Annotated in this window: 15 protein-coding genes and 2 pseudogenes; 9 read left to right on the top strand and 8 right to left on the bottom strand. The window is 71.8% G+C overall.

The annotated features are described in order from the left end of the window. Window positions 1-62: 62 nt before the first annotated feature. On the bottom strand, window positions 63-1,613 hold the full coding sequence (locus AB0E98_RS22490) for a Na+/H+ antiporter (RefSeq protein ID WP_361705354.1): 1,551 nt from the start codon (window positions 1,611-1,613) through the stop codon (window positions 63-65). Between the two features lie 256 nt (window positions 1,614-1,869). Here AB0E98_RS22490 and AB0E98_RS22495 point away from each other — a divergent pair, with 256 nt between their 5' ends. After that, window positions 1,870-4,437 carry an ATP-binding protein gene (locus AB0E98_RS22495; RefSeq protein WP_361705356.1) on the top strand — a complete coding sequence of 856 codons (2,568 nt, stop codon included), beginning with the start codon at window positions 1,870-1,872 and terminating at the stop codon, window positions 4,435-4,437. Here AB0E98_RS22495 and AB0E98_RS22500 read toward each other — a convergent pair whose 3' ends face one another. Further along, entirely contained in the window at window positions 4,438-5,145 is a 708-nt protein-coding gene (locus tag AB0E98_RS22500) for a triacylglycerol lipase (RefSeq protein WP_361705358.1), read from the bottom strand. Between the two features lie 165 nt (window positions 5,146-5,310). Here AB0E98_RS22500 and AB0E98_RS22505 point away from each other — a divergent pair, with 165 nt between their 5' ends. Further along, window positions 5,311-5,838, top strand: a complete 528-nt coding sequence (locus tag AB0E98_RS22505) for a hypothetical protein (protein ID WP_361705361.1) — start codon at window positions 5,311-5,313, stop codon at window positions 5,836-5,838. A gap of 9 nt (window positions 5,839-5,847) precedes the next feature. Here AB0E98_RS22505 and AB0E98_RS22510 read toward each other — a convergent pair whose 3' ends face one another. From AB0E98_RS22510 to AB0E98_RS22525, 4 genes and pseudogenes are all read right to left on the bottom strand, one after another. After that, window positions 5,848-6,711, bottom strand: a complete 864-nt coding sequence (locus AB0E98_RS22510; protein ID WP_361705364.1) for a hypothetical protein — start codon at window positions 6,709-6,711, stop codon at window positions 5,848-5,850. A 115-nt stretch (window positions 6,712-6,826) separates the two neighbouring features. After that, complete coding sequence (locus AB0E98_RS22515; RefSeq protein ID WP_361705366.1) at window positions 6,827-7,237, bottom strand: nuclear transport factor 2 family protein; 411 nt, start codon at window positions 7,235-7,237, stop codon at window positions 6,827-6,829. Window positions 7,238-7,301: 64 nt separating this feature from the next. Beyond that, on the bottom strand, window positions 7,302-8,762 hold the full coding sequence (gene gndA / locus AB0E98_RS22520) for an NADP-dependent phosphogluconate dehydrogenase (RefSeq protein ID WP_361705369.1): 1,461 nt from the start codon (window positions 8,760-8,762) through the stop codon (window positions 7,302-7,304). A gap of 589 nt (window positions 8,763-9,351) precedes the next feature. Beyond that, window positions 9,352-10,206: pseudogene (locus tag AB0E98_RS22525) on the bottom strand (IS110 family transposase); the annotation flags it as partial. Between the two features lie 420 nt (window positions 10,207-10,626). Between AB0E98_RS22525 and AB0E98_RS22530 the strand changes: the two are divergent. After that, window positions 10,627-10,857 (top strand): annotated as a pseudogene (locus AB0E98_RS22530) (transposase); the annotation flags it as partial. Window positions 10,858-10,999: 142 nt separating this feature from the next. Next, window positions 11,000-11,254, top strand: coding sequence for a hypothetical protein (locus AB0E98_RS22535; RefSeq protein ID WP_361705371.1), 255 nt, complete (start codon window positions 11,000-11,002; stop codon window positions 11,252-11,254). 19 nt (window positions 11,255-11,273) lie between these two features. Here AB0E98_RS22535 and AB0E98_RS22540 read toward each other — a convergent pair whose 3' ends face one another. Continuing rightward, window positions 11,274-11,726, bottom strand: a complete 453-nt coding sequence (locus AB0E98_RS22540; protein ID WP_361705374.1) for a peptidoglycan-binding protein — start codon at window positions 11,724-11,726, stop codon at window positions 11,274-11,276. A 212-nt stretch (window positions 11,727-11,938) separates the two neighbouring features. Next, window positions 11,939-13,273 (bottom strand): hypothetical protein, encoded by a 1,335-nt coding sequence (locus AB0E98_RS22545; protein WP_361705376.1) that lies wholly within the window; start codon window positions 13,271-13,273, stop codon window positions 11,939-11,941. A gap of 256 nt (window positions 13,274-13,529) precedes the next feature. Between AB0E98_RS22545 and AB0E98_RS22550 the strand changes: the two genes are divergently transcribed. The 5 genes from AB0E98_RS22550 to AB0E98_RS22570 are packed head-to-tail and all read left to right on the top strand — an operon-like array spanning window position 13,530 to window position 19,284. Beyond that, window positions 13,530-17,078: a CHAT domain-containing protein gene (locus AB0E98_RS22550; protein WP_361705378.1), complete on the top strand. Its 3,549-nt coding sequence runs from the start codon at window positions 13,530-13,532 to the stop codon at window positions 17,076-17,078. Between the two features lie 31 nt (window positions 17,079-17,109). Next, on the top strand, window positions 17,110-17,535 hold the full coding sequence (locus tag AB0E98_RS22555) for a hypothetical protein (protein ID WP_361705381.1): 426 nt from the start codon (window positions 17,110-17,112) through the stop codon (window positions 17,533-17,535). Then, window positions 17,532-18,497 (top strand): hypothetical protein, encoded by a 966-nt coding sequence (locus tag AB0E98_RS22560; protein ID WP_361705384.1) that lies wholly within the window; start codon window positions 17,532-17,534, stop codon window positions 18,495-18,497. The genes AB0E98_RS22555 and AB0E98_RS22560 overlap by 4 nt, the downstream gene beginning before the upstream one ends. Next, window positions 18,494-18,784, top strand: a complete 291-nt coding sequence (locus AB0E98_RS22565; protein WP_361705387.1) for a DUF1330 domain-containing protein — start codon at window positions 18,494-18,496, stop codon at window positions 18,782-18,784. Before AB0E98_RS22560 ends, AB0E98_RS22565 begins: the two co-directional genes overlap by 4 nt. Next, window positions 18,694-19,284 (top strand): IS3 family transposase, encoded by a 591-nt coding sequence (locus tag AB0E98_RS22570; protein ID WP_361705390.1) that lies wholly within the window; start codon window positions 18,694-18,696, stop codon window positions 19,282-19,284. Before AB0E98_RS22565 ends, AB0E98_RS22570 begins: the two co-directional genes overlap by 91 nt. Window positions 19,285-19,417: the final 133 nt, after the last annotated feature.

Genomic DNA, 19,417 nt, shown 5'->3' on the forward strand with positions numbered 1-19,417 from the left:
CCCGGCGGGGGTGCCAGGGGGCGGCAGCCCCCTGGGAAACGGCGAAGGGGCGGGGCCGGGGCTCACTCACCCAACCCCGCCTCCTCCAGATCCAGCCCCCGCTGCACCCTCCTCCGCGTCATGTCGCTGATGCGATTCCCCTCGTACAACCGCCGCAGCTCCGCGCTCTCCGCCGCTATCACCGCCCGCCGCAGCTCGCGGTAACCGGTCGCCGAGACGCCGTCGTCACCACGATCCGCGTCCGCCTGATCCAGCCGCGCCAGCAACCCCCGCCGCAGCTGGTCGATGACGGTCGTGGAGGCCGCCTCCAAGGACTCCAGTTCATCGAGACAGGCAAGCCCCGCCTTGGCGAGCGCCGCCCGGCAACGGGCCTCCTCGTGGGCGGTGTGCTCGGGTTCGAGCGCGATGCCGGACCAGCGGACCACCGGGGCCAGGGTGAAACCCTGGAGGACGAGCGTGAGGACGACGACGCCCGTCGTGAGCACCAGGAGCAGCGGACGGTGCGGCAGCGGCCCGCCCCCCTCGACCGTGAGCGGGATCGACAGCGCGGCGGCCAGCGGCATCACCCCGCGCGTCCCCGCCCACGACACCACCGCCGGGACGCGCCAGGACACCCGCCCGTCGCCCCGCCGGCGCTGCGTCAGCAGGGACAGCGGCAGGACCCCGAGCAGCCGTGTCGTCAGGACCGTGCCGGCCATCGCCAGCACCCCCAGCGGCCAGTCGTCCCCGGCGGAGCCGAGTTCGTGGACGAGCGCCGGCAGCTCCAGCCCTATGACGGCGAAGACCACACTCTCCAGCAGGAAGACCACCGTGCCGTAGACGGCGTGCACCTGGAGCCGGGCGGCCGCGTTCGTCAGCCGGTGGCCCGTACTCCCCAGCACCACGCCCGCCACCACCACCGCGGTGACCCCGGACGCCCCCAGGTCCTCGGCGACCACATACGCCGCGTACGGCGTCACCAGCGCGACGACCGTCTCCAGCACCGGATCGGCCGCGCGCCGCCGGATCAGCGCCGCGACCCCCGCCACCGCACCGCCGACCAGCACCCCGCCACCGCCCAGGAACAGGAACGCGCCGCCCGACGCCGCCGGTGAGACCGCGCCCGCCGTCACGGCCGTGGCGACGGCGACCTTGAACAGCACCAGCGACGTGGCGTCGTTGAACAGACTCTCCGCCTGCACCAGCACCTGCACGCGCGGCGGCAGCGACAGCCTGCGCCCCAGCGCCGTGACCGCCACCGGGTCCGTACTGGCCAGCACCGCGCCGAGGACGAACGCCGTGGTGCCGCGGAGCGGGGTGACGGCGGCGGCGACCACGCCCACGGCCGCCGCGGTGGCCAGCACCAGCCCGAAGGCCAGCACGGTCACCGGCCGCCACACCGGCCGCAGTTCGCGCCACGGTATCTCCTCGGCCGAGGCGAACAGCAGGGGCGGCAGCACCACGACGCTGATCGTCTCCGGGGCGACCCGGATCGCGGGCACCCAGGGCAACGAGCCGATCAGCACCCCGCCCACGACCAGCAACGACGGCGCGGGGACCCGCCAGTGCCGGGCGCCCGTGGCGATGAGCGTGGCGAAGGAGACGAGGAGGAGAACAGCGGTCAGAGCGGTCACGTGAGGTTTCCCGTCGACGCGGTGGAGCGGCTCGCGCCGCACTGCCGCCGACCAGGCTTCCCGGCACTCCCGGAAGAAATCCACCGGCTTACGCCCGCCCCCCGCCCCGCCCTCACCCCGCCCGTGACCTGCCGAAGTCAGGAACGCGTCAACGTCCGTCCCCGCACCTCCGCCCACGGCCCGGATCGGCCGACGATGGCCATGTACCCCTCCGCACCGGGCGATTTCGACCCGCCCCCGACAAGAAGGAACACCCATGACCCAGGCCGGCGCTCCGCCTGAAACTCCGGGCCCCCGCCCCGGCAGACTGAAGGTCTTTCTCGGCGCTGCCCCCGGAGTCGGCAAGACGTACCGCATGCTGGACGAAGGATGGCGCCGCGCCCTGCGCGGCACCGACGTCGTGGTGGCCTACGCCGAGTGCCACCACCGCCCGCACACCGAGGAGATGCTCGAAGGACTGGAGGTGCTCCCGCGCCTCCACCGCGACCACCGGGGCATGGAGTTCACCGAACTCGACCTCGCCGCCGTGCTCGTCCGCCGCCCCGCCGTGGTCCTCATCGACGAACTCGCCCACACCAACGTGCCCGGCACCGGCAACACCAAGCGCTGGCAGGACGTCGAGGAACTGCTCGCCGCGGGAATCGACGTGATGACCACCGTCAACATCCAGCACCTGGAATCCCTCAGCGACGTCGTCGAGAAGATCACCGGGGTGCCGCAGCGGGAGACCGTGCCGGACGACGCCGTACGCCGCGCCCACCAGATCGAGCTCGTCGACATGGCCCCCGAGGCGCTGCGCCGCCGCATGGCCCACGGCAACATCTACGCCCCCGAGAAGATCGACGCGGCGCTCTCGCACTACTTCCGCGTCGGCAACCTCACCGCCCTCCGCGAGCTGGCCCTGCTGTGGCTCGCCGAACGCGTCGACGAAACGCTTCAGCGCTACCGCGCCGAGCATGGCATCGGCGGCGTCTGGGAGACCCGGGAACGCGTCGTCGTCGCGCTCACCGGCGGCCCCGAGGGCGACACCCTCATCCGCCGGGCCGCCCGGATCGCCGCCCGTTCCTCCGGCGGCGACCTGCTGGCCGTGCACGTCACCCGCAGCGACGGGCTCGCCGGCGCCTCGCCCGCCGCGCTGGCCGGGCAGCGCCGGCTCGTCGAGAGCCTCGGCGGCACCTACCACACGGTCGTCGGCGACCGGGTGCCCACCGCGCTCATGGACTTCGCCCGGGCCGAGAACGCAACCCAGCTCGTCGTCGGCGTCAGCCGCCGCGGCCGGCCGGCCCGCGTTCTCGCCGCGCGCGGCGTGGGCGACAGCGTCGTCGAGATGTCCGGCGACATCGACGTCCACATCGTCACCCACGAGCGTGCCGGCCGGGGGTCCGGCCCGCCCGTCCCGGGCAGCGGCCTCTCCCGCGCACGCCGGATCTGCGGGCCCGTGGCCGGACTGCTCCTGCCCTTCCTGCTGACCGCGGTCCTGCGCGCGGGCGCGGCCGCCGAGGCCCTCGGCCTCAACCTGACCAGCGAGGCCCTGCTCTTCCTCGTCGCCGTCGTCGGAGTGGCCTGCATCGGCGGGGTGGTCTCCGCGCTGCTGGCCTCCCTGACGGCCTCGCTCCTGCTCAACTACTACTTCATTCCCCCGGCGGGCCGTTTCACCATCCACGGCGCCAACAACATCCTCGCGCTCGTCGTGTTCGCCCTCGTCGCCGTCACGGTCGCGGCCGTGGTGGACCGCTCGCTGCGCCTGAGCCGCCGCGCCGCGAGCGCCACCGCCGCGGCCGAGACCCTGTCCTCGCTGGCCGGCGGCATCCTCCGGGGCGAACAGGAAGTACCCGACCTGCTGGAGCGCACACGCCGGACCTTCGGCATGGAGTCGGCCGAGCTGCGCCCCCGGGCCCGCGACCGCGAGGCCGCCCCGGCCGCGGCCCGCGACGGCTCCGGGCGCGCCTCGGCCGAGGAGATCAGGACGCCGATAGGGGAGGACGCCGAACTCGTCCTGCGCGGCCGGGCGCTGCCCGCCTCCGACCGCCGGGTGCTCGCCGCCTTCGCCGCCCATCTGACGGCCGCCGTGGAGCGCGCCCGGCTGGCCGAGGCGGCCGCCGAGATCGAACCGGTGCGGGCCGCCGACCGGATGCGCACCGCCCTCCTGGCCGCGGTCAGCCACGATCTGCGCACCCCGCTCGCCAGCGGCTGGGCCGCCGTCAGCTCCCTGCGCAGCCGGGAGGTCGACTTCTCGCCCGAGGACCGCGAGGAACTGCTGGCCACCGCCGACGAGTCGATGACCAAGCTTAACCGGCTCGTCGACAACCTCCTCGACATGAGCCGCCTCCAGGCGGGCGCCCTGACCCTGAGCCTGCGCCCCACCGCGCTCGTCGAGGTCCTGCCCCTGGCCCTGGACAGCCTGCCGGAGGCGCCGGAGTGCCGGGTGGCCGCCCAGGACCTGGAGCGGGTTCCCGACGTCCTCGCCGACCCGCCCCTGCTGGAGCGCGTCCTGGCCAACCTGGTGGCCAACGCCGCCCGGCACTCCCCGCCCGGCCGCCCGGTCACCGTCGCGGCCAGCGTGCTCGCCTCCCGGGTGGAGCTGCGGGTCGTCGACCGGGGCCCGGGCCTGCGGCCCGCCGACCGCGAGCGCGCCTTCGCGCCCTTCCAGCGGCTCGGGGACACCGACAACACCACCGGGCTCGGCCTGGGCCTCGCGCTGTCCCGGGGCCTGACCGAGGCGATGGGCGGCACGCTCACCCCCGAGGACACCCCGGGGGGCGGGCTGACGATGGTCGTCTCCCTGCCCGCCGCACCGGCCCCGGCCCGGGATGTGCTGACGTGACTACTGTGGACCGGTGGTGAGGAAGGCGCGGACCTGTCGTGCCACCTCGCCGTCGGCCAGCAGGTCGTTGTGCTTCAGACAGTTGGCCGTACGCGTGTTGACGGCGCCCGCCAGCGCCGTGCTCTCCACCGGGGCGATCTGCTCGTCGCACGACGACCGCCAGGTGGCGTACCGGACGGAACCGGGCGTCTCGTCACCGGAGTTGAGCTTCCGCAGCATGTACGAGCCGGGCGTCATGTCGCGGCATCCCTGGTCCCACAGCGCGCACGCCCAGGCTAGTGACGTCCCGTGGTTGGGCCCGGCCAGCGACGCCCAGTGACCGACCCGGCCGGCCGCCGCCCCACCGCCGAACGCGAGGTACCAGCGGGTCGGCAGACTGCCCAGGCTGTGCGCCACGACGTCCACGCGCGTGGCCCCGGTCCGGGCCAGTACCTCGTCGACATAGGCCGCGAACCGGCCTGCCAGTACCTCGTTCGACGACTGACTCGTGTCGTACGACCACGCATAAAGCCGGTCCTCCGGGTAGCCGTTCCGGGAGAAGTCCGCGCGCATCCCGCCCCAGACGCCCGGCCCCGCGTTCCGGCCGTGCACGAAGATCACCGGATCCGGCGGGGCATGGCCGACGGCGGCCGGCGCGACGACGAAGAGGGAAAGAAAGGAGGAGGCAACGGAGAGGAGGACGACGAACGCTCTTCGCAGGACGCGCATATGGCGGACACCTTTCTCTTCCCGTACCCCTGACGGGGTGTCGGCTTCAGGAGTTGAGGAGTTCGGGAGTTCAGGAGGGAACTGTTCCGTCAACTCGCCCGCTGTACAAGATGAATACGAGAACCCGGGTGCCGCAAAGAGACACCCGGCGACCGAGGGGGAGCCATGCGTAAGACCCGATCCACCTGGCGCTCCGGGGCGGCATTCGCCCTGCTGGCCGCGCTCACCGTCCCGGCCGTCGCCTTCGCGGCCTCCGCCGGGGCCTCCACCCGGCCCGCCGCCACGGCGGCGGACGACGCTCCACAGACGCGACAGGGAGGCACGTCCTCGGTCGTCGACCGGGTGGCGTCCTTCTACGGTGCCTACGTCGACGCCCGTACGGGCACGCCCGACACCACCCTGTCCAACGCCCTGCGCGCGCACTACCTCACCAAGGAGTTCCGCACCCGTCTGGAGACCTGGGAGCGGAAGAACGCCGCGGACGGCGTGCTCCGCGCGCAGAACACCCCGCGCGCCTGGCAGGTGACCTACGACAACAGCGGCGCCGGGCACACCTGGACGAAGGTCCGGCTGACCTGGGGTGACGAGAAGAAGCCGACGTACACCTACCTCAGCGTGCAGTCGGACATCGCCACGAAGGCGATCTCCGACATCAAGGAGGGCACGGCGACGGGCGGCGCCGTCGACGACTGACGGACGGCCCTACGCGGGCGGGGCGGCCCGCCGGACGAAGGACATCCCGTACGGGCCGCCCGGTCCGGCGCTCGCGCCCGAGACATAGCCGGTGTTCGCGCCGTGCCAGTACAGGGAGTCGACCCGGAGGGGCTCGTCCAGGAACCGCGCGGGCGTCAGCGCCACACCCCCGAGCGGGTCGCGCTGCCGGTCGTAGGACCAGCGCTGGACCTCGGACTCGCGCAGGGCGGCGCCCCAGGACATGCCCCGGTCGAGATCCGCCAGCCGGAAGCCGATGAAGGCCCCTTCCAGGGTGATCTCGCGGCGTACGGTCAGCTCGGCGGGACGGCCGTCGAGGTCGCCGACGTAGCCGCCGTCCCCGGCGTACCAGTCGCGGTAGTCGCGGAACGGCCGGTTCTGTACGTAGCCGGGGCCCGTGCCGGAGCGGCGGAAGGACAGGGGGAAGCCGCGGCCGTCCCGCACACCCGTCCCCGAGAGCCGGTCGGTGTCCTGGGTGTGCACCATCAGGGCGCGCAGGGTGAGGGCGGCGGACCCGCGCAGCGTGATGCCGCCGGCCAGGTGGGAGGTCGCGGGGACGTCCTCAAGGCTGCCGGTGAAGGCCTCGTCCCGGTCGAGGTCGGTGAGGGTGAGGTAGAGGGTGTGCCGGGTGCTGGGGGACTGCCGCACGACGACGATCCTCAGCCGTGCCCGCCGGCCGTCGTACACCCCTTCCCAGGTGCCGTGGAAGGCGCGTACGTCCCGGAAGACCCCGCCCTGCCCGGCGGACCGTCCTGCCGTGACGGCGGCCGCGGCGGGACTGGTGCAGCCCAGGGCGAGGGCCGTGCCGAGGGCGGATCTGAGGGCGGTGCGGCGGGACGGTGAGCGGTGCTGCATCGGACCTCCCGGATTCGGTGCGCGGAAATCTCCCGCGTCGAACGACGCCGCTCATGATGTGCGCTGTCACGCGAGCAGCACAGTCCCCGAATAAGCCGACCGAGCCGACCGGGTCTCAAGGCCTCTCGTAGCAGTCGTAGTTGCGCTGCGAGACGATCCTTCCGTCCCGGAATTCCAGGAACGTCGCGATGTGGGCGCGCAGAACGTGCCCGGCGGGCAGCTCCCCCAGGGGCACGCCCAGCGTGCCCGACCAGACGACCTCCAGGGCCACCCGGTCCCCGGCCGCGACCGCGCCCGTCACCTCGAAGCGCTGCTCGGCGAGGAGGTCACGGCCCCGCTCCGCCGCGGCCAGGATCGCGGGCAGATCGCGCACGACGCCCTCGGGGAAGAGGGCGTTGGGCAGCTCGTGGTGGACGGCGTCCTCGTGGAAGAACCGGGCGAGTTCCCCGCCCGTGGCGAAGCGGGCGACGGCCTCGTGATAGCGCAGGGCCGTTTCGACATCGGGGTGCTGCGGCACGTCCGGCATGGCCCGACCATAGCGGTGCCCCGCGGCGCCGGAACGCCGCGGGGCACCATCGCCCACGGATTCGTCAGGCGGTCCGCTCCTCGCCGCGGTCACCGCTCCAGAGGGTGTGGAAGGAGCCCTCGCGGTCGGTGCGCCGGTAGGTGTGGGCACCGAAGAAGTCCCGCTGCCCCTGGGTCAGGGCGGCCGGCAGCCGCTCGGCGCGCAGCGCGTCGTAGTAGGCCAGGGCGGCGGAGAAGCCCGGCGTCGGCACCCCGCGGCGCACGGCGGTGGCGACGACCTCGCGCCACGCGTCCTGGGCCCGGCCGACCTCCTCGGCGAACTGACGGTCCGCCAGCAGGGTGGGCAGCTGGGGGTCGGTCGCGAACGCGGCGCGGATGCGGTCGAGGAAGGCCGCCCGGATGATGCAGCCGCCGCGCCAGATGGCGGCCATCGCGCCCAGGTCGATGTCCCAGCCGTACTCCTCGCTCGCCTTGGCGATCATGTTCCAGCCCTGGGCGTAGGACACGACCTTCGACGCGTAGAGCGCCTCCTCCACGCGCGCGGCGAACTCCTCGGCCTCGGCGGGGGAGAGGGGCTCTGCCGACGGACCGGGCAGACCGTTCGCCGCCTCGCGCAGCTCCTTGTGCCCGGAGACGGAACGGGCGAACACGGCCTCGGCGATCCCGGACACCGGCACCCCGAGGTCCAGCGCCGTCTGCACCGTCCACCGGCCGGTGCCCTTCTGCTCGGCCTCGTCCGCCACGACGTCCACGAACGGGCGGCCGGTGGCGGCGTCCTTGTGGGCGAGCACCTCGGCGGTGATCTCGATGAGGTACGAGTCCAGCCGCCCGGCGTTCCAGGTGCGGAAGATCTCCGCGATCCGCTCCGGCGAGAACCCGCCGACCGAGCGCAGCAGGTCGTACGCCTCGGCGATCAGCTGCATGTCGGCGTACTCGATGCCGTTGTGCACCATCTTGACGAAGTGCCCGGCGCCGTCGGGGCCGACGTGGACGGCGCAGGGGGTGCCGTCCTCGGCCTTGGCGGCGATGGACTCCAGGAGGGGACCGAGCGACTTGTAGGACTCGGCCGAACCGCCGGGCATGATGGAAGGCCCGTTGAGGGCGCCCTCCTCGCCACCCGAGATGCCGGCGCCGACGAAGTGGATGCCCTTGTCGCGGAGGTCCTTCTCGCGGCGTCGGGTGTCGGCGAAGTGGGCGTTGCCGCCGTCGATGATGACGTCGCCCTCGTCGAGGAGGGGTGCGAACTCGTCGATGACGGCGTCGGTGGCCTCGCCGGCCTTGACCATGATGATGATGCGGCGGGGCTTGACGAGGGAGGCGACGAATTCCTCGGCGGTCTCGGAGGGGACGAAGTCGCCCTCGTGGCCGTGCTGGTCGACGAGGGCCTTGGTCTTGGCACTTGTGCGGTTGTGGACGGCGACGGTGTGGCCGTGACGTGCGAAGTTGCGGGCGAGGTTGCTGCCCATGACGGCGAGCCCGGTGACGCCGATCTGTGCGGTTGCCGTGGTGGCGGGGGTGCTGGGCATTGCGGTGGTCCACTCCTGTCGCTGTGCGGTCGAAGGCTGGTGCGAGCGTCAACGCCACGGGGGTCGGGGATCTTCCCCGGTCTTCCCCGTGGGCGTCCGGGCATCGCCCGGCCATCGTGGCACGCGGCACTCGAGGGTGGCTGGGTGCGCGCTGGAGACGACTTCGGGTCCGTCGGCTTCCTCGAGCGGGAGAGCTTCCGTGTCGATGGTCGGATTGTATGAATCCAACGAGGAGCGGAGTCGGGTGTGCGGCCTCCCGGTCAGCTCCTGGGGGTCGGGCGGAACCCTGATGACACGATCTGGCGATCACGCGTTCTTGGCGCCTATGGGCGGTCCGTGTCGGGTTCCGACGGGTCCGATGCTGACCTATTGCTGACCTAGCTGATGGGTGGTCAGGCTCTCTGGGCGTGTGGTGTGACGCCGGAGAAGGGCGATGGCGACGCCGCGGCCGATGGTGACGGAGCGTGATAGGGGGAGTGAGGTTGCGGGCGCTTCGGTGTTGCGTAACCTCGCGAGGTTTGTTCCTGGGTGGGCGCGTGCCGTCATGGCTTGTTTCTGGCCTGATATCTCTCCGAAGTCCGCCACGGCGGATGATCGGTGCGTCCGGATGCTCCTCGAAGGCGTGTGTGGCGGCTTCCTCGAGCTGGTCAGCGTTGCCGCAGGCGGTGTTCAGCTGCCTGAGCAGAGCGGAAGTCTGGTGCCCGAGAGCCGCCTCGACCTGCGGGAGCTGGTGGAGGTAGTCGCGTTTGAAGACCTCGTGGAGCCTTTCGGCTTCGGCCTGGATGCCGCGGACCCGGCCGGCCTGCTTGAGCAGGGACTGCAGGCGCCGCCGTGTCAGCTTCGCAGCCATGCCCGGCGTCGGAATCGCCGCCAGGATGGTGCGTGCTTCCCTCGAGCGCAGGCCGTGTTTGTGCGGGGCGAAGGCGTCGAGGATCGCCGGGTAGAACTCTCTGAGCTGAGAATGAAGCTTGTTGTGGGCCTGGCCGCGGGCCCAGACGGCGTCTTGTTGGGCCCGGGCGAGCACGGCAATGGCCTGCACGAGCTCGGAGTCGTTCGGCAGTGGCCGGTGGGCGGCCATGTCGGTTCGCAGGATGTTGGCCAGGGCCGCGGCATCGACGGCGTCTGACTTCTTGCGGGCGACGGAGTGGCGGTCCCGGTAGTGGGCAGTTGCCAGCGGATTGATCGCGAAGACCGGCCGGCCGGTGACCCGCAAGCAGGCGACAAGCAGGCCGCGTGACGTCTCGATCGCCACCGGGATCGGGGCGTCCTCTCTATCGCCGTGCTCAGCCAGCAAGGCCATGAGCCGGCCAAACCCTGCAGCATCGTCGCTGATCCGCACCTTGGCGAGCTGCATTCCGCCCGCATCGACCGGCGCGATGTCGTGGTGGTCTTCGGCCCAGTCCACGCCACAGAACACTGGCGTCGGTAACCCGGTGATCTCCATCTGTTTCTCCTTCGGCATGACTCTTTTCCCAGGCCAGAGCCTGTGCAGGGTGCGCGTGCTCCCTAAAGGAAGTGCTCAAGGCACGTCATCCCACCAGCCGTTCGCAACCCCAGCGAGTCAAACGGTCCTCGGTCCGTGTCAGAGCTGAAAGCTCAAGGCAGAGCTGAGAGGTGATCCGCACAACCGGCTCGGACTACGGACAGCAAACCGCCCGGTGGTCGCAGACGGTCCTGCCCGCAGCAATAGGACCGCTTCCATGCCCATACAGACAGAACCGCACCTGGTTCCGAGCACTCACGTTCAGACTGCTGGACGCGAGCCAGCCTCGTCTTGTCAACAGGGCTCTCAGGCCCGGGCATACTCAAAGGCTCGGCTCGCGCCCCAGAACGGCAGCTACCGCCGACGTTCGCTTCCCATTAGGCGTACTCCTCACGCGCCATTCGCGACCACCTGACGAAGCGCAGCATCCGAGCGGTGATCCCCGTCCCGGCGGACCAGCAGGGTCATCGACCGCGGAGAGGCAGCCGTGGCGGCCGGCCACACGCCTTCGACCGCGAGGCATACAAGCAGCGCAACACGGTCGAGCGGTGCATCATCCGCTTGAAGCAGTGGCGCGGCATCGCCACCCGCAGCCGCCGTTCGGCGGCATAGCCCGGCAGTGCCTCGTCCACGGCCGCGGGAGTTGGCGGCCCGGGCTCGTGTTGAGGAGCTCCGGGGACGGATCGAGGAGCTGACCCGGCAGCTTGCGGCAGAGGAGGGGCGGCTGGATCGGCTGCGGATCACGCGGGAGACGGTGGATGAGGTCCTCGCCGGAAGCGGCTCGCAGGCCGTGCCGGAGGCAGTGGAGAACGAACCTCGGGTGTCTGTGCCGGGTCCGCGTTCGGTGATCGGCGTGCTCACGGTGCCGCCGTGGGAGCCGGTCCTGGATGCGGCGTCCTACCAGGACGTGCTGGAGGCGTTGGCCGATGTGGGCACGCCGCTGAGGGCGAAGGAGGTCGCCGTGGGTGTCGGGCTGGGAACCGAAAACCTCATGGGCACAGGTCAGTAGCCCGAGGCTCGGGGTTGGCTCAGCAGCCCGTGGCGTTGTAATTCCAGAACGCGGCCCTGGTTTGTGGTCCGGCGATCCCATCGAGGGCTCCGGCGTTGTAGCCAACGGCGTTCAGGAACCTCTGCAGCGCCGTGATCGTATTGGGCCCGACGATCCCGTCGACGGTACCGGCGTTGTAGCCCCAGGCGTTGAGCATCCCCTGCGCTGCCTTCCAGCTGTTGGTGCCCAGCTGCCCGTCGACGGTTCCGGCGTTGAAGCCCCAGGCGTTCAGGCAGCTCTGCCAGTTCATGGCCCTGGCCGTGTCCAGTCCGAGGTTGTTCACTGCGAGGGGGGCGACGCGCGGGCTGCTGACCGCGGGCAGGGCAGCCTCCTGGGGGGCCGCGAAGCTCGCACTCGCGCCCGCAAGACTCCCAGCGGCAATCCCGACGACGGCAGCCGTGGTGACGAGCGCCCTTGTTAGAGAAGATCGCATTACTTCCTCTTTCAGTCGGATTTTGCATGACCTTTGACGCGACTGCCGTCGCCGGCCATCTGCACCGGCCCAAGGGTTGCCGGTCTCGTGCGGCTGGAGCTAGTACGAATACGGCCTACTGCCACGTAGCGCCCAGTTCAGGTCACGTGCCAAGCGTCTGCCCCGACTGCCCCAACCCGTCCCTCGAAACGAGCTACACCCTTCTCAGGACCTCATGTGAGGTGGCGTACGAAGAGGCCGATCACGGGGTAGGGATTGCCAGGCGTGGCCAAGGCCGACTGGCCGCTGAAGAGCACGCTGTCCCCGCTTCGGTCGACCCCCAGCAGGACAGTGATGTCCGGCCGCTGCGCTCCGTCGGTCCCGACACTGACGCGCTCGACAGTGTCGGTTGCGAGGTCCCGTACGAAGACGTCGTCGGCTTTGTTGGTGTCGTCCGGTACGAGGTTGGTGGCCCGGGAGCTGAAGAAGACCCTGCGGTTGTCGGCGCTCATGAGGGCGCCCGTGTACGAGCCCGAGTTGGCCAGTTCGCCGTCCGGGCCGGTGCTGACACGCTGGGTCTTGCCGGTGACCAGGTCCGTGGCGAAGGCGTCGGTCACGTCGTGGGTGTCGCCTTCCACCATGCCCGGTGCACCGGTCGAGAAGAGTGCGTAGCGGCCGTCGGGGCTGAGGTTGAACCAGGCGGCTTTGACGGGAGTGCCATCGAGTGCGTGGGCGGCGAGCTGTGTACGGCCGGTGCGGATGTCGTGCACGTAGGAGTTGCGGTACGGATCGCTCCCGTGTCCCGCCTTGGGCCGTGCGGCCGGCTTGTCGGTGAGGTCAGCGTTGGTTCTGAACCCGACCTTGCTACCGTCCGCGCTGATCACCGGTGAGAGGAAAGTGCCCCACGGCGGCCGGCTGCCGTCGCTGTTCACGGTCACCCGCTGGGTGGTCTTCTTCCAGCGGTCCCGGAGGTACACGTTGGTCGTGCTGTCGCCGTCCTGGACCAGGTCCTTCCGGTTGGAGACGAAGGCGACGTAGCGGCCGTCGTCGCTGATCTTGCCGGTCAGGCTGTGGGCGAAGTCGGAAGTATCCGCGCTCTTGACGAGGATCTCGGTCCGGCCCGTCCGCCGGTCGCGCACAAAGACATCGGACTTGCGGGCGCCCGTGCGTCTGTCTTCGGTCAGGTCGGTCGCGTACGACGAGAAGACGACGTAGCGGCCGTCCCCGCTGATGCTCTCCGACCACGAATCGTCGGTGGCGGGCTTGCCGTCGACGGTGGTGCTGATCAGCTCGATCCCGCCGGTCCGCAGGTCCTTGACGAAGACCTTGACGTGGTTGTCGGCGGCGCCGGGGACGAGGTTGGTCGCCCGGGAGGAGAAGGTCACGTAGCGGCCGTCGGCGCTGATGCTGCCGCCCTCCACGTAGTCGTTCGCCGGAGTGCCGTCCGCGGCGGTGCTCACCTGCTCGGTCGACGGGTGCCGTTCGCGTGCATCGGCAGCCGTCGGCAGGGTCGTGGCGCAGGCGCCCAGGAGCACCGCCACCACGGCGGCGTGTCTGAGGTGACGCATGGGTTCCCCCTCGCGAAATCGCGCATATGCAGCTGGCTGATGCGGAGGGCAGCCAATCCCTCGCGGATGCCGGAGTCAATGGAGCGGAGGCGCGATCCGGCCATGGGAACGGTGTCCGCGGCACCAAGCCGGCGGACGTGTCGCGAGGTTCGCCACGACCGAGGGAAAGCCGAAGGGAAAGAGGACGGTCTCCGATTCGCCGGCCAGTTGCCGCCTTCCTGGTCCATAAGGTGTTCCGATGCCTCATTATCTCCCCATGACCGGAAGAGAGTTCGAAAGCGAACTTCCGTCCCCGCAGAGGGAGTTCGTGGCGTGCCTTCGCGGCTTCGCGGGGCGCGAGGGGGAGGCGGCGCGACCGGCGCTGTTACGGGGCGCGGCCATGGAATCGGCGCGGGCGGAGCTGCTCGCCGACACCGAGTACGGCCGCTGGAGCGACATCCTGAACGTACAGCTAATGGGGCTGCTGGCGTGGTGCCGGGCCCTGGACGGCGGGGACCGCGAGGAGCTGCGGTTCGCCGCCGACTGGCTGGAGATGACCTTCCGCTGCGCGCCCGGCCTGCTGCCGGAGCCGCTGCGCTCCGCGCGGCGCGAGCAGTTCACCGTGGACGGGCTGTCGGCGCTGGCCGACGACCACGGTGAAGCCCTCGACCAAGCAGCGCGCTTCGTACGGGAAGGACTCGGCTGGGGCGGCGTGTGGCAGGAGGTCGCGGACCACATCCGGTCCAGGAAACTCCTGCGGGCGGACCCGCCGGACTACGCCGCCTCGGCCGATCTGGCGCGGCGGGTCACCGCGCGGGTGCCGGGCGGCCACTGGCTCGGGCTCGTGGCCCGAGTGCGTGTGGCCCGCAGCCTCGGGGGCGTCGCGATCGCGGCCGGCAGGATCAGCTCCGAAGAGGTGCTGCGGGCGGCGGAGGAGGCCGTCGCCGTGATCCCGGAAGGGCATCCATGGGAAGCGCAGGTCCTGTTGATCCTGCAGATGCACCTGAACGGGGCGGTCCTTCAAGAAGGGCTGGTCTCCGCCACTCCTGGGCTGCGCCCGCCGCCCTTCGACATATGCCTGAGAGCGGTGGAGGCGGGGCGTCGCGCGCTGGCCGTGGTGGAGGACGACGACACGGACCACCTGCTGATGCTCCACACGCAGACCGCGTCGTTGGGGCAGTTGCTGCTCGCACGTCCGGAGGATCCTGTGATCCGGGACGAACTGCGGCGGCACAGCCGCCTGGAGGTCGCCCAGCAGCACGATGCCGTCGGGCGGTCGTCCACCTGGCTGCAGCTGGCCACGCACATGTTCGTCCTGTTCGTGCATACCGGTGACGCGTACTTCTTCTCCGAGCAGGCCACCGCCGCCGAGAACGCATACCGCTGCGCGCCGCCCGGGTCCGTGGAACACGCGCGGGCCGCGCGGGCACTCGGCAAGGTCAAAACCATGGTGGCGAGCCGCTCGCCGGACCCGGCGGCCTTCGACGAGCCGGTCGACTTCTACCGTTCCGTCATCGAGGGCGTCGGACGCCCGGTGGCCACCGACCCGACCGAGGACGCTGCCGAGCGCGCCATCACGCTCGCCGACGCCCGCGGAAGTCTCAAGGAGGTGCTCGAAGCGCGCTACCAGCGGATCGGGGAGGGGGATTCCCGGCTGGACGTGCTGTTCACCGCGAACGCGGCCGACGCCTCGGCACCCGCCCCGCGCGCCGTCCTCGCCGCGGAGGACGTGACCGGCCGGGCGAACCGCAGGCACTGGATCACCGCGGCTTTCTGGGAGGCCACGACCTCCTTGTTCAGCAAGACCGAGCAGGCGCTGGAGGACAGGAATCCGGCGGCCGTACGGGCGGCGTGCGGGGAATTCCTCGCTCGTGTCGATGAACTGGCCGCCCTCGCCCCTGACGATCGGCAGATCCAGGAGAGCGTCGCCGGACACCGGCGTACGGCGCAGTCGACCGAGGCCCGGGCGCGCGCGCTGGAGACCGGTGAGGAGCCGCCGCTCGAGGAGCTGATCGCCCTGGGGCGGCAACACCGGGACTGGATAGCGCCCCGCCTGGGAACGCCGGCTTCCCCCGCCGGTCCGCTACGCCTGGAGGAGGGCGAACAGGACCGCTTCCAGCGCCTCTCCGTACACCAGCTCAAGGACCACGAGGTCGCCAAGGCCCTGGAACTGGTCGCCCGTACCGAGGTATTGCAGGCCGTCAACACCGAGGGGGAGGAGTCGGCGGACGCCTGGGCCCGCGCCCAGGAGACCAGCCGGCAGCTCACCGGGCTCCCGGCCGTCTCCCCGCTGACGCTCGTGCTCCACGCCGGGATCATGGCCGGGGCCGCCGGGGACCTCGACGACTGGCCCGCCGCCGCCCCCGCGCTCGCCACCGCAGTACGGGCCGCGGGGGAGCTGGTGTCGCCGCGGACCGCCCCCGGCGACCGGGAGCGGATGCTGGCCCTGTACACCGGCGGGCTGGCCGACCAGGCGTGCGCGGCCGCCCTGCTCGCGGGGACCGGCCCCGAGGAGGCGCTCGTCCTGCTGGAGTCGGCGCGCGGGCTGCTGTCGGCGGCGCGGCTCGGCTCGATGAGCGATCTCGGCACGCTGCGCCGCGCGTTCCCGGCCTCAGCCGACCGGTTCGAGGCGGCCTCGGCCGAGCTGGAGGCAGCACGGAACGACTCCGTCCGGCGGCGCCGGGCCGCCGCCCGCTGGGAATCCGAACGGGAGCACATCCGCGGGCTCCCCGGCTTCGAGGACTTCCTCGGCCTCCCCACCGGACCGCGTCTGCGCGAACTCGCCGGCGCCGGACCGCTGGTGGCCGTCACCCTGCACCAGCGCCGGTCCCACGCCCTCCTCGTCACCCCGGACGGCGTCGACGCCGTCCCCCTGCCGGGCGTCAGCCGCGAACAGGCGGGCGACTGGGTGTCCCGGCTGACCGAGGCCACCGCCGAGGCGGTGCGCCACGTGCTCACCGAGCTGTGGCAGGGCCTCGCCGGGCCCGTGCTCGACGCCCTGGGGCACCCCGCGCCGCCCGCCTCGCCCGACGACCGGCCCCGGCTGTGGTGGATCCCCTCCGGCCCCGCCGCCTTCCTGCCCCTGCACGCGGCCGGGCGGTTCGCCGGAGACGTACCGGTCGCGGGGGAGAGCGCCCTGGACCGCGTCGTCTCCTCCTACGCGCCCACCCTGCGCTCGCTGCGGCACGCCCGGCTGCGTACGGCACCGGACGGCCCGCCGAGCGTGCTCTCCGTCGCCGCGCCCGGCGCCACCGGCCATCCCCGGCGGCTGAGAGCGGCCGTGGAGGAGGCCGAGGACGTCCAGGAGATCGTGCGCGCCGGGCACGTCCTCCTCGCGGACGAAGCCCGCAAGGAGGACGTGCTGGCCGCCCTGCCCGGTCATCCGTGGCTCCATTTCGCCGGCCACGCGATCGCCGCGCCCGACGGCGGCCGGGCCACCGCCGCCGGCGGTCTGGTCCTCGGGGACGGCAAGCTCCTGTCACCCGAGACCGTGGACGGGCTGTCCCTGCCCGACGCCGGCCTCGCCTTCCTCTCCGGCTGCGGAACGGCCCGCGGCGCGACGGCGCTGGCCGACGAGTCGCTCCACGTGACGGCCGCTCTCCATCTCGCCGGATACCGCGACGTGATCGGCACCCTGTGGCCGGTGCGCGACGCCGCCGCGAGCGCGCTCGCCCGGGCCTTCTACCAGCAGCTGATCCCGAAGGGAACGACTCCCGCACGAGCCCCCGGCCCCGCGCACGCTCTCGACTCCGCCGTCCGCGCGGCCCGCTCCGCCGCCCCCGGCCGACCCGAACTGTGGGCCTCGCACCAGCACGTCGGCCCGTGACGTCCCTTCCACCGGACAAGGAACAGACTCCGTGCCCCTGGACGAACTACGCCACCGCTACCGCGCGTTGATCGACCCGAGCGCCGATCCCGGCACCCGTGCCCCCACCGTCTTCCGTATCGACCTCACCGACCCGCCCCTGCGCGGCGACCTCCGTGAATCGCTCACCGCGCTCTTCGCACGGGACCCCGGCATCGACGTCGTCGCCCTGGCCGCCGACGGCACCACCATCGGACTCGTCCCCCGTGACGTCGTCGACGATCCCGACGAGCCGCCGCTCCGCTCGGACGGCGACACCGGAGGCGCCCTGCCCGGCTACTCCACCGGCTACGAACTGCTCTACTTCACCTGCTCGCAGTGCGCCGGCCTCCAGGTCCTCACACACCTGGACGACGACGAACCGCCCCTGTGCGCCAGGGCTCCCGAGCACGGCTCCCTCACGCGGATCGAGCGATGAACCTCGACTTCCTCACCCAGCCCGTCACCTCCGCGCTCACCAGACGACTCGTCCTGGTGTCGATCCTGCCGACCGCGGCGGCGGCCGCCTTCCTGCTCACCCTGCGCTGGGCCGGCGCCCCCGGCCCCGTACGGTTCTCGCGGGCCTGGCGCACGGCCGAGTACCTCGCCACCGGCGAGGTCCTGTCGCTCCTCCTCGTGGTCCTCCTGGCCGGGCTGGTCACGATGCCGCTGCAACTGCCTCTCGTCCGCTGGCTGGAGGGCTACTGGCCGCGCCGGCTGGCGTGGCTGAGCACCCGGTGCGTCGCACGGCAGAAGCGCCGCCGCGACGCGGTCGGCGCCAGGCCCGTACCGGACACGCTGACACCCGCCGACGCCCGGCACCTGGCGCAGCGCATGGGTGAGCACGGCGAGCGGCAGCGCGCCCGCTTCCCCGTCCGCGACGAACTGCTCCGGCCGACCGCCCTCGGCAACGCGCTGACCGCCGTCGAGGCCCGGGCCGGACGACGGTACGGGCTCGACGCCGTCGTGGTCTGGACCCGGCTCGAACCCCTGCTCGGCGACCGGATCGCGGCGAGGGTGGCCGAACGCCGCACCAGCATGGACGCGGCCGCCCGGCTCAGCGTGACCGCCGCCCTCTGCGCCCCCTTGTCCGGCTGGCTGCTCTGGCGCTCCGGCTGGTGGCTGCTCCTCGCGGCCGCCCTCCTCGCCGCCTCCCGGATCGCCTACACGGCGGCCGTGCACGCCGCGATCGAGTACGGGGAATCTGTGGCCGCCGCCTTCGACCTCCACCGCTTCGACCTGCTCACCGCCCTCCACCTGCCCCTGCCCGCCGACCTCGACGAGGAACGCGCCGCCAACCGGGCCCTCAGCACCCTCTGGCGCCAGGGCGATACGCGGGACCACCCTTTCCGCTACGAGCACCCCGACCCCGTCGGCCCCGACGACCGGAGAACGCCATGACCGTTTACGCGATAGCCCAGCTCTCCATCCACGACCGTCCCCGCTACGAGTCCTACGCGGCCCGGTTCGCGTCCGTACTCACCCGTTACGGCGGCCGGCTGCTGGCGGCCGACGAGCGGCCGCGGGTGGTCGAAGGACAGTGGGACCGGGACAAGGTCGTCCTCCTGGCCTTCCCGGACCACGACGCGTTCACCGCGTGGGCGGACTCGCCCGAGTACCAGGAGATCTCCCGGGACCGCCTCGCCGCGGCCGGGGGACCCGTCCTCCTGGTGCGCGGTGTGACATAGCCCGGGCGGCGGGCCGCAGAGCCCCGGTCACTTGGGCTGACGCTGGAGCCAGGTGTGAAGAAGGATGGCTGTACCTGGCCACCGTCATCGACATCGCCTCCCGCCGGGTGGTCGGCTGGGCCACCGCCGGGCATCTGCGGACCGAGCTGGTCTCCGAGGCCCTCAAGGCTGCCTGCCGCCAGCGCCGCCCGGCCCAGGCGGTGATCTTCCACTCGGACCGTGGATGCCAGTACACCATCGCCGAATTCGCCGCTCTGAGTGCGGAGTTCGGCATCCGACTCTCGGTCGGTCGCACTGGACAGTGCTGGGACAACGCGCTCGCCGAGTCGTTCTTCGCCACCATCAAACGGGAGTTGCTGGGCACACGTCCCTGGCCCAGCCGGGCCCTCGCCCGAACGGCGGTCTTCGATTTCATCGAGGGCTGGTACAACTCACGTCGTCTGCACAGCAGCCTCGGCTACCGCAGCCCCGCCGAATACGAAACCGACCTCGTGCCCTGACCGACACAACCAACATGTCCGTCAAAACGGAGCAAGCTCATGGAGAACAAACCACAGTCGATGTGGGCGTCCCCTTCGAAGGGGCGGATCTCCTCACGCTTCCAGCCGTGGGTGAAACCGTCGGAGAGCTGGT

This window comes from Streptomyces sp. NPDC037389 (genome assembly GCF_040636475.1).
Lineage (GTDB): Bacteria > Actinomycetota > Actinomycetes > Streptomycetales > Streptomycetaceae > Streptomyces > Streptomyces hesseae.

Bases quoted from the DNA above. Each gene is read 5' to 3' on its own strand.
- AB0E98_RS22495 (WP_361705356.1), top strand. From the start codon at position 1,870: ATGACCCAGGCCGGCGCTCCGCCTGAAACTCCGGGCCCCCGCCCCGGC.
- AB0E98_RS22500 (WP_361705358.1), bottom strand. From the start codon at position 5,145: ATGCGCGTCCTGCGAAGAGCGTTCGTCGTCCTCCTCTCCGTTGCCTCC.
- AB0E98_RS22505 (WP_361705361.1), top strand. From the start codon at position 5,311: ATGCGTAAGACCCGATCCACCTGGCGCTCCGGGGCGGCATTCGCCCTG.
- AB0E98_RS22510 (WP_361705364.1), bottom strand. From the start codon at position 6,711: ATGCAGCACCGCTCACCGTCCCGCCGCACCGCCCTCAGATCCGCCCTC.
- AB0E98_RS22515 (WP_361705366.1), bottom strand. From the start codon at position 7,237: ATGCCGGACGTGCCGCAGCACCCCGATGTCGAAACGGCCCTGCGCTAT.
- gndA (WP_361705369.1), bottom strand. From the start codon at position 8,762: ATGCCCAGCACCCCCGCCACCACGGCAACCGCACAGATCGGCGTCACC.
- AB0E98_RS22540 (WP_361705374.1), bottom strand. From the start codon at position 11,726: ATGCGATCTTCTCTAACAAGGGCGCTCGTCACCACGGCTGCCGTCGTC.
- AB0E98_RS22545 (WP_361705376.1), bottom strand. From the start codon at position 13,273: ATGCGTCACCTCAGACACGCCGCCGTGGTGGCGGTGCTCCTGGGCGCC.
- AB0E98_RS22550 (WP_361705378.1), top strand. From the start codon at position 13,530: ATGACCGGAAGAGAGTTCGAAAGCGAACTTCCGTCCCCGCAGAGGGAG.
- AB0E98_RS22560 (WP_361705384.1), top strand. From the start codon at position 17,532: ATGAACCTCGACTTCCTCACCCAGCCCGTCACCTCCGCGCTCACCAGA.
- AB0E98_RS22565 (WP_361705387.1), top strand. From the start codon at position 18,494: ATGACCGTTTACGCGATAGCCCAGCTCTCCATCCACGACCGTCCCCGC.